This window comes from Streptomyces phyllanthi, from assembly GCF_009377205.1.
Taxonomy (GTDB): Bacteria; Actinomycetota; Actinomycetes; order Streptomycetales; family Streptomycetaceae; genus Streptomyces; species Streptomyces phyllanthi.
Genome location: NZ_VJZE01000366.1, coordinates 1 through 9,562 on the forward strand (window position 1 = coordinate 1; position 9,562 = coordinate 9,562).

General features: G+C 72.7%; 7 protein-coding genes. All 7 read right to left on the reverse strand.

Going from position 1 to position 9,562, the window contains the following annotated elements; translation table 11 throughout:
• Positions 1-70: 70 nt before the first annotated feature.
• Complete coding sequence (locus FNH04_RS34390; RefSeq protein WP_322724683.1) at positions 71-2,602, reverse strand: SpoIIE family protein phosphatase; 2,532 nt, start codon at positions 2,600-2,602, stop codon at positions 71-73.
• A gap of 69 nt (positions 2,603-2,671) precedes the next feature.
• On the reverse strand, positions 2,672-3,421 hold the full coding sequence (locus FNH04_RS34395) for an HD domain-containing protein (RefSeq protein ID WP_152789770.1): 750 nt from the start codon (positions 3,419-3,421) through the stop codon (positions 2,672-2,674).
• A 27-nt stretch (positions 3,422-3,448) separates the two neighbouring features.
• Entirely contained in the window at positions 3,449-5,320 is a 1,872-nt protein-coding gene (locus FNH04_RS34400) for a PEP-utilizing enzyme (RefSeq protein WP_152789771.1), read from the reverse strand.
• 71 nt (positions 5,321-5,391) lie between these two features.
• Positions 5,392-6,558 carry a PEP/pyruvate-binding domain-containing protein gene (locus tag FNH04_RS34405; RefSeq protein ID WP_152789772.1) on the reverse strand — a complete coding sequence of 389 codons (1,167 nt, stop codon included), beginning with the start codon at positions 6,556-6,558 and terminating at the stop codon, positions 5,392-5,394.
• Between the two features lie 129 nt (positions 6,559-6,687).
• Positions 6,688-7,407, reverse strand: coding sequence for a hypothetical protein (locus FNH04_RS34410; protein ID WP_152789773.1), 720 nt, complete (start codon positions 7,405-7,407; stop codon positions 6,688-6,690).
• Complete coding sequence (locus tag FNH04_RS34415; protein ID WP_322724686.1) at positions 7,404-8,918, reverse strand: hypothetical protein; 1,515 nt, start codon at positions 8,916-8,918, stop codon at positions 7,404-7,406. The genes FNH04_RS34410 and FNH04_RS34415 overlap by 4 nt, the downstream gene beginning before the upstream one ends.
• Before the next feature lie 8 nt (positions 8,919-8,926).
• Positions 8,927-9,391, reverse strand: coding sequence for a hypothetical protein (locus FNH04_RS34420; RefSeq protein WP_152789774.1), 465 nt, complete (start codon positions 9,389-9,391; stop codon positions 8,927-8,929).
• Positions 9,392-9,562: the final 171 nt, after the last annotated feature.

The following is a 9,562-nucleotide window of genomic DNA, read 5'->3' on the forward strand; positions in this document are numbered from 1 at the left end:
TCCGTCCCCCTCACGCGGCGACCGTCCCCCTCACGCCACGTCCGTCCCCCTCACGCCGCGACCGCCCCTCTCACGCCGCGACCGCCCCCTCCGGTCCCGTCCCGGCCGGCAGGCTCTGCTCGCACCAGATCGTCTTGCCCGCCGGGGTCTGCCGCGTCCCCCACCGCTGTGTCAGCTGGGCGACCAGCAGCAGGCCCCGGCCACCCTCGTCGAACGCCCGGGCCCGCCGCATATGGGGCGCGGTGCTGTTCGCGTCCGAGACCTCGCAGGTCAGCACCTGGTCGTGGATGAGCCGCAGCTGGATCGGGGAACCGCCGTACCGGATGGCGTTCGTCACCAGTTCGCTGACCACCAGTTCGGTCACGAAGGCGGCCTCCTCCAGACCCCAGGACGCCAGCCGGCGCACGCTCTCCGTCCGGACCCGCGCCACCGCCGCGGCGTCCGCCTCCACGTCCCAGGCCGCGACCCGCGGCGCGTCCAGCACCCGGGTCCCCACCAGCAGCAGCGCCGCGTCATCGGCGGGGCCGTCCGGGAGCATCGTCCGTACGACGTGGTCGCACAGGTCCTCCAGTGAGCCGGCCGGCGCGGTCAGTGCGGTGCGCAGCGTCTCCACCCGTACGTCCAGGTCGTGCCGCCGGGACTCGACCAGGCCGTCGGTGAACAGCGCCAGCAGGCTCCCCGGCGGCAGCGCCATCTCCACCGACTCGAACGGCACACCGCCCAGGCCGAGCGGCGGCCCGGCCGGGAGGTCCAGGAACCCCGCCGTCCCGTCCGGTGACACCAGGGCGGGCGCCGGATGACCGGCCCTGGCCAGCGAACAGCGCCCCGACACCGGGTCGTACACCGCGTACAGGCAGGTGGCCCCGATGTCCGCCGCCGGATCGCCGCCCAGGTCACCGCCCGACTCCGCGGACAGCTGGATCACCAGGTCGTCCAGTCGGGTCAGCAGCTCGTCCGGGGTCGGATCGACGTCCGCGAGCGTGCGTACGGCGGTCCGCAGCCGTCCCATGGCCGCCGCCGCGTGGATCCCGTGCCCCACCACGTCCCCGACCACCAGCGCCACCCGCGCGCCCGACAGCGGGATCACATCGAACCAGTCGCCCCCGACGCCCATGCTCGGTGACGCGGGCAGGTACCGGGAGGCCACCCGCACCGCCGACTGGTCCGGCAGCCGCTGCGGAAGCAGGCTTCGCTGGAGCGCCAGCGCCGCCGTACGTTCCCGGGTGAACCGGCGCGCGTTGTCCAGGCACACCGCCGCCCGGGCCACCAGGTCCTCGGCCAGGGAGAGGTCGTCCGGCTCGAAGGGCTCGGGGGTCTCCCGGTTGCGGACGAACATCACGACACCGAGCGTCGTCCCCCGGGCCCTGACCGGCACCAGCATCCACGAGTGGGTCTCGTACCGGTCGACCTTCGCCTGCCGGGCGGGGCTCCGGCCCAGCCACGCGCGGATCACCGGGTCCGTCGTCCGGTACACCGCCGACCGTCCGCTGGCCAGGCAGAGCGCCGCGGGTGAGTTGGCGAGGTACACGTCGGAGTCGTCGGCGGCGTCCTGCACCTCCGTGACGCCCTCGAAGAGGTTCAGTTCCGCGATACGGCGCAGGCGTACCGCCCCGGCGATCGGTCCCGGCGCGGGCTCGTCGCCCCTGAGCAGGGCCTCCAGCAGGTCGACGCGGGCGAAGTTGGAGAACCGGGGCACCACCACCTCGGTCAGCTCGCGGCCGGTCCGGGTTACGTCCAGGGTGCTGCCGATACGGACGCTCGCCTCGTTCAGCAGGGCCAGGCGCTCCCGGTCGCGGCCGGCCCGGGTCACGTCCGTCACGGTGGCGCAGACACCGAGCGTCTGGCCCCGGTCGTCCCGCAGCGGTGTCGCCCAGACGCTGAGGACCCTGGAGGAGGATTCCGCCGGGGCGGCCGAGAAGCTTCCCTTGATCTCGCCGACCTGTTCCTCGCCCGTGAGCAGCGCCAGCCGCATCCGCTCCTCCCACGCCACGGCGTCGGGGCCGCCGCCGAGACGGCGCATCCGGTCGTTCTGCCATACGCAGCGCAGGTCGGTGTCGTAGACCGCGAGCGCCATCGGCGAGGCCTCGAGGGCCCAGGCGGACAGGGTCTCCCTCTCCCGTGGCGCGGACCGGCCCGGCGGCGGGCCGATCACCAGGACCGAACCCGGCCCGTCGGACGTGCCGGACCCGCCGGAGCCGTCGGGCCCGACCGCGCCGCCGGCCAGGGGATACCGGGAGACCGGGAGCGTCCGCAGGCTGCCGTCCCTGTGCCGGACCGGAAGCGCCGTGTGCCGTTCCTCGGACCTGTCGGATCTCTCGGAACTGTCGGAACTGTCCGAGCTGACGGAGCTGTCGGGGCCGTCGGGGCCGTCGTGACCCTCGTGACCGCCGTGGCCGTCGTGGCCGTCGTGGCCGGCCGCGGCCTCCACGTCCGCCGGCGCCAGGCCCAGCAGTTCCGCCACCGGCTGCCTCACGGCCTCCGCGGCCGTGTGCCCCAGAAGGCGTTCCGCCCCGGAGCTCCACCCGGTGATCAGACCCCATCGGTCGGTCACGACCAGTCCGAGGAGGTACGACCCGTCCATGTCGTCCAGCGTGGTGCGCACCCTGTCCACAATCAACCCGAACGTGCCCCTCTCACCCCTGCGTCCATCCCTACGCCCACCCCTCCATCCCTACGTCCATCGCTCACCCGTGGGCCCTCGGCCGCTGAGCGCCGGCCGCTGCGGGCTGTGGTCGAGCCCGGCGATGGCGGCCAGGGCACGGCCGATCGCGCGTGCCGTCTCGGTGAGCAGCCGGTCGTACGTGTGCGCCAGGGCCAGCCGCAGCGTCTGCTCGGCGTCGAGGCAGAACCAGGAGCCGATGGTCCGCAGCCCGTGCGGGGTGAGCCGCCACAGCTTGTCGGCGTCCTTGACCACCGCGTCGTCGGCGTTCAGGGCGTGGGGCCGGGTGTCGTGGCCGTCGACGATCGCCACGATCCGGGCGGTGTCCTCCGGCGGGTATCCGATGTCGCCGAGGATGCGGGCGGCGATGACGGCGCCCTCGGTCTCGTGTCTGCGGACGATCTCGGGGTCGCGGGTGCCGGGGGCGATGGCGGGCAGGATGCGGGCCGGGTCGACGGACTTCCAGCCGGTGTCGTGCAGCAGGATCGCCGGGAGCACGATCTCGGCACGGGCCCGCGGCACCGCGTTCAGCAGTGCGGCGGCGAGGCCGTGGGCGTAGAGCGTATGCGCGTCGTTGTCGCGTACGTCGAGATACGGCAGGGCGCGGTCCCAGATCTCCTGCTCGACCCCGGTGAGCCGTACCAGCGCGGGCACCTGGTCCGCCGGGGGGACGTGCGACGGGGCGAGCGGGACGGTGTGAAGGGGAACGGCGTGAAGTGGATCGGGGGCAGGCCGCTCAGGGGGCCGCGGGTCGGGGGGCATACCGGTCTCCTTTCGCCGCACGCCTGCTCAGTCGAGGAGGGTGACCGTGCCGGCCGTGCCGTCCACCCGGATCCGCTGCCCCGTCCTGATACGGGTGGACGCCGTCCCGGTCCCCGTGACGGCGGGCAGGGAGTACTCGCGGCAGACGATGGCGGCGTGGGACATCACCCCGCCGATGTCGGTCACGGTGGCCCGTACCCGGCCGAACACCGGGGCCCAGCTGGGCGCGGTGACCGGCGAGACGAGGATCTCCCCGTCCTGGACGAGGTCCAGTTCGTCGGCGCTGCGGACGATCCGGGCCGGGCCGTCCGCGAGTCCGGGCGAGGCGGCCAGACCGGACAGGTCGCCGGTGGCCGCGAGGCCGGCCAGCCAGGACGCGACCCGTTCGCTGGTGATGCCCCACAGCATGATGCTGAACGGCTCCGTGACGGCCGCGGGCGGCCGGTTGAGCGCCGGCTCGGGGGGCTGAGCGGCGAGGGCCCGTACGATCCGGCGCCGTCGGTCCACCTCGGGCGGCCAGTGGTCGGGGCCGACCGGAGCGGAGCCCCGCGCCCAGCCGGACGCGAAGTCGAACAGCGCGCCGCGGGCCTCGTCGCGCGTGAGATAGAGCATGCCGGTCTCGCCGGGCCAGAAGCCCGCCCGGTGCAGCAGCGACGACAGGTCCCGGACCTTGCGCCAGAAGACGCCCATGGACCAGTGCTCGATGTAGAAGTTGTGGTTCTCCACGTACGGGTAGACCTGCCGGGCGAGCCTCAGTTTGGCCTCGAAGTCGCCGCGCCGGTCGGGGTCGAGCAGGGCGGCGTACTCGCCGGAGACCCGGTCGCGTTCGGCGACGAGCTCGGTCACGCGCCGGTCGACGTTCTCGCCGCGGCGCAGTCGCAGGACGTAGTCGCGGACGTACCCGAGGGGCAGCGCGGGGTCGTCCCGCCAGTACCGGTCGCCGGCGTAGAAGCCGTTGCCCGAGGTGAAGTTGAACCACGGGTCCTGGACCGCTTCCCAGGCGTCCAGCCACTCCCGGCCCCGGGGTTCCCGGGCGACGGCGGCGAGGGTGTCCCGCTCGGGAGCGGGGCCGGGGCCGGGGCCCGAGCCGGTCAGGCGGTGCTCCAGACCCAGTTCGACGGCCAGCTTCGCCAGCCGCTTCAGCTCGTCGTCCGGGCGGAACAGCTCCATGTCCACGCCCTGGACCATGGTCGCGACGGCCTGGTCGGGGATGTTGGGGAACCACTGCCGGCACGCCTGGAAGAGGTCCAGGTAGGCCGCGTAGCCGAGGTTGAGGAACTCGAAGTGGTACTGCCAGGCCCGGTGGCACAGCGCCAGAAGGCGGTCGTACCCGCCGAGCAGGGCGTCGGTCGCGTCCAGCCCGAGACCGCGTTCGATCTCCTCGTACGGCTGGACCTCGGGCAGCTCGGTGAACCGGAGCGCCTCCAGCTCCCTGATCGTGTCGAGGACCTTGCCCTTCCAGTTGTCCACGAGCTCGTCCCAGTGCTGGAAGTAGTGCCCCGCGCGCCGCAGGAACTCCGGTACCCGCGCCGGGACCTCGTCCTGCGGCACCACGATCGGGCTGAGGTAGACGTAGCCCTGGTGGATACGGCAGTCCATGCCGTTCGCGGGCGGTACGAGGAAGTGCCGGGTGTTGAACTGGCCCAGGCACTTCGCCGCCAGCTCGGGGCCGACCGTCTCGAAGGGTTTGAGCACCGTGGGCCAGTGCTGGCTGTCGCAGAACCAGAACCTCGACTCGTCCCTCTCACGCCGCTCGGGCTGGAAGAGCACGTGGTACGGATACATGCTCTGCCAGCCCTCGGCCCCGGCGGGCACCGGATGCTCGTAGGGGCTGATGAAGGCCGTGCGCGGGCCGGATGCCGGGTGCGCTCCGGACGTCGTGTGCGGCTGGGTCGCCATGCGAGGTCCCTTCGTCGGTCCCGGGGTGCCTGGGCGGCCCGGGGGGAGGCCGCCCAGGCACCCCGGGTCGCTCAGGTCGGGAGGGTCCCGAGGCCGAGCATGGTGTCGGCGATGCTGGTGACGCCCGCCCCGCGCACCACCGCGGCGGCCGCGCGGGGCCTGCGACTCCAGACCGTCTCGGGCCGCGCCTGGAGCAGCAGCACCCCGGGTCCGCCGTCCCGGGCCGGGGCCCCGGCCCGGGACGGCGGACCCGGCGTACGGTCGATGGCCCACTCGATGTCCTGCGGGCAGCCGTAGTGGCGCTCGACGGCCTTGGCCAGCCGGGCGACCGCGGTGACCTCGGCGGGTGCCAGACAGGGCTCCTGCCTGCGGGCGTCCTCGACGGCACGCCGGACGATCCCGCTTCCGTCCGGAGCGGCGACGATCTCGTACTGCTTCGGCGCCACGGTCGTCCGTACGGGGAGGAGGAGCACCTTGTCCACGAGGTAGTTGTCCGGGGTCACCTCACCGGACACCACCGGTCCGCCGAGCCCCCAGCCGGCGTCGATGACGATCTTCGAGGGGTCCCCGTCGGCCGGGTTCAGGGTCACGGCCACACCCGCCGAGCGTGCGTCGACCATCCTCTGCACGGCGACCCCCATGCTCTGCCCCCGCTCGGGCACGCCGTTGGTGGCACGGTAGGCGATCGCGCGGGTGGTCCAGAGGCTGGCCCAGCAGCGGCGTACGGCGTCCACGACGGCGTCGGCCCCCCGGATCCACAGGTACGTGTCGTACTGCCCGGCGAAGCTCAGGGTCGGCAGGTCCTCCGTCTCGGCACTGGACCGAACGGCCACCGGGACGCCCCCGGCGCCCCCGTCATCTCCGTCGCCTCCGTCGCCTCCGTCATCTCTGCCGCCCCCCGCATCTCCGTCGTCCCCGAGGACCCGGTAGGCAGCGGTGACGGCCGCCGCGACCCGGGACGGCACGGGCCGTTCGCCGACCAGCCGGCGTATCTCGGCGGCGCATGTCCTGGTACCGGGCGGGTCTTCGACGTCGAGTCCGGAGAGGAGGGAGTCGATCTCCGCGCGAAGGCCACCGCTGTCGAGCAGCGCGTCGAAGGCGTCCACGGTCACCGCGAAGCCGGGCGGCACCGCCACCCCGGCACCGGTCATCGTCAGCAGACCGGCGCACTTGCCCCCGACCCGAACGGTGGCAGGATCGGCCCCGGAGTCGAATGTGACGGTGTACTGGCAGGTCATCGGGCGACCCTCCGCACTGGCACGGCTGCCGCGGCACACCCCCTCCACCGAGCCTACGGGGTCGGGGGTGGTCCGCCACTCGCCGCCCGGCCGCCGATGCCGGGGCCTGGGACCTGGGGACCTGGGGACCTATGAGGACGGGGTCGCGGGTAGCGGGCTGACGCCCGGGTCGAAGTGGGCGCGGAGATAGATGCGGGTGCGCTTGGCGGAGTACTCGTGTGCGTACAGGCGGACACAGCGCTCGTCGGACGTGACGTCCGGACCGCCGGGAGCGCCGGGAGCGCCGGACGCACCGGGATCCCCGCCGGCCTCGGCCGCGCCGGGGCAGACGTAGCCGTAGCGCACACCGTCCTTGAACGTCTCCGGTTCCGGGAGTCCGAGGTGCGCGAAGTCATGAGGGGTGACGTCGGCCTGCGCGGAGGTGGGCTCGAGCCACTTGCCCTGTGGCGGATGCTCCTCCAGGTAGGTCTCGGCCTCGGGCCTCGTCAGCGTGAAGGTGAGGAGACCGGTGTCGAAGCGGGAGGTGACCTCGTACGCGGCCCGTGGGGACCCGGCCGTGGCGGGGATGTCGAGGCCCATTCGCTCGCTCATCCACCGCGGCGTGACCCCCTCGGCCCACTTCGCGTCCGCCGCCTGTTGCGCCGCGCGGTCGCCGGCACCGTCGCCGCCCTGGTCACCGTCCTGGCCGGCGAAGAGCCACCCCGCCGCGACCACGGCGCCCGAGAGGGCCAGCACGCCGACGGCCACGCCTGCGACGAGCCACCCGCGGCGACGGCCACCCCCGCCGTCGCCACTGCCGTCGCCCCTGCCGTCCCCCTCGGGTGCCCGGTACGCGTAGACGTCGTTCATCGGCCGTCCGCCCTCTCCGGCGCCCTGCCGGTCGTGCGGTCCTGCTGCTGCTCCCGACCGGGGTTCACGCGTCCGTCCCTGCTGTCGTCTGGACCCGGCAGCGGGTCGTCGTTGGGCTCCGAGGAGCCGAGATCGTAGTGCTTGACGCTGCTGCTGCCCGCCATGTCGAACTCCTGAGCGAGGCCCACCCGGTGCAACTTGGCCATCTCGCCGTCGGGGATGTCCAGCGGGCCGACGTTGACGCCCTTGCCCTCGTCCCAGTTGTAGCGGTCCCAGACGTTCGCCTGGTAGTCGATACCGATCTTGGGATTGCCGTTCGCATCCGGAACGGCCGTCACCACACCCGTGACGTTCGTGTTGGCGCCGCCCACCGCGTAGAACCAGTTGGGGTCGTCCTGCTGGCGGAAGTAGAAGCCCTCGGGCTGCTTCGCCTCGACCGGGAAGGCGACCGGCTTTCCGCCGTTCTTGCGGAACTCGTCGAGGGCCTGCTTGCGCCAGTCGTCCTGGTTCAGCCGGACGATGTCGTCGACGTACGTCCTGAAGCCGGGGACGTCCGTCATCATCTTGTCCACGGGCAGGTTCATGGGACTGCCGCTGTTCCCCAGGTAGTGCGCCATGTGGCGGGACGCGTCCGTCATGCCCTTCCAGTCGGCGCCCTCCGTCAGCAGTTCCATCTTCTGCTTGGTGACCCACTCGTCGAAGCCCGCCGACTCGGAGCCGTGCTTCCCCGCGCCCGCGTCGGGCGCGATCTGCGGCATGGTGGGGCTCAGGATGCCCGCCGCCATCAGGTCGTCCTTCTGCGCCAGCCAGAGCTGTGCCCGCGCCTCGGGGCTCAGGGACTCCCACAGCCGCCGCAGCTCGGCCCGCTGCTCCGGCTTCGCGTCCCCGCCGAGCCCTGCCAGTTCCTTCGCGCGCGGCAGCTGTTCCTCGTCGAGGGACGTGTATCGGGCGTGACCCGCGTTGTGCGGGTCGTTGCCGTGGCTCTTGCGCAGTGCGCGCACGGCCGCCGCGTCGACCTCGGCGGCGTGCTGAAGGATTCCGGTGAGGGCGTCCGCGTACCACTGGACGCGGTCCTTGGTGCGCTGGTCGGGGCCCTCGGGCGTGCACACCGCCTCCGTGACGCGGACCGTGCCGGCCGGGCCGTCGAAGACGAGCAGTCCGGGGTCCGGCGGCTTACGGGACGGGTCACCCTTGCGTGCGGAGTCCGTGAGGGTCTGCGCCTGCTTCTGGTAGCGCGTCAGTTCGGCGTGCGCGTCGGCGAGGACGTTCGCGATGCTCTCGGCCTCCGTCTGCAGGTCCGAGAACTCCTTGCCCGTCTTGCGTACGAAGTCCTTGGTCACACTGGCGTTGATGCCCTTCCAACGGGCCCCGTCGGACTTCCTGATCAAGCCGTCCTGAACGTCGGTCGTGAGCTTGGCCAGTTCACCGGCCATCGTCCTCCAGTCGGACGCGGCCGTGCCCAGCTTGGTGAGGTCCAGGGCCATGAGATCCGAGTACGAGAGCTTTCCCACGGGCCCTCCTACTTGAAGTAGTCGTTCAGGGCCGAGACCGGCAAGGGCCCCGTACGGCCGCGGACTTCGGCAGCGATCCGGGCGTCCTCCTGCGCGTGCAGCTTCTTGCTGTAGTCGAGGTGGTTCGAGATGTGCGCGCAGGCCTGCAGGACGTGCTTCACCTGCGAGGTCCAGATCTCGACGGTCGACTCCAGTTCCGAACCGAGCCCGAGGTTGTGGCTCTTGAGCGTGGCGGCCGCCTGCATCGTGGACCCGGATCCGTTCCTGTCCGCGCCCGCCCCGGCGATGTCGGCCTTCTTCGTCAGCTCGCCGTGAAGGACGAACGCCTCGTGGCCGACGGCCCCCAGGTCGTCCTGGTGCACCACGAGATCCGCGTCCGCGGAACCTCCCGGCGGGGCCTCGTTCAGCTGCATCCGGTCGGCCCGGCCCTCCGACGCCGCCGCCTTGGCCCTTTCCCACTCTTCCCAAGCCATTCGTCCCCCGTCCGTTCGCGACGGACCTCGCACTTGTTGCCGCCCGTCACTCACGCAAATCTATCAACCCCCCTGTTCACGGCGGGCAGTTCGGCTCGGCGTCGGTGCGCCCGGGAGGCAGCGCGGCGGCGGCCCGTCCGCCGGGCCCCGGCAGCCGGCGGGCCGGTGGGC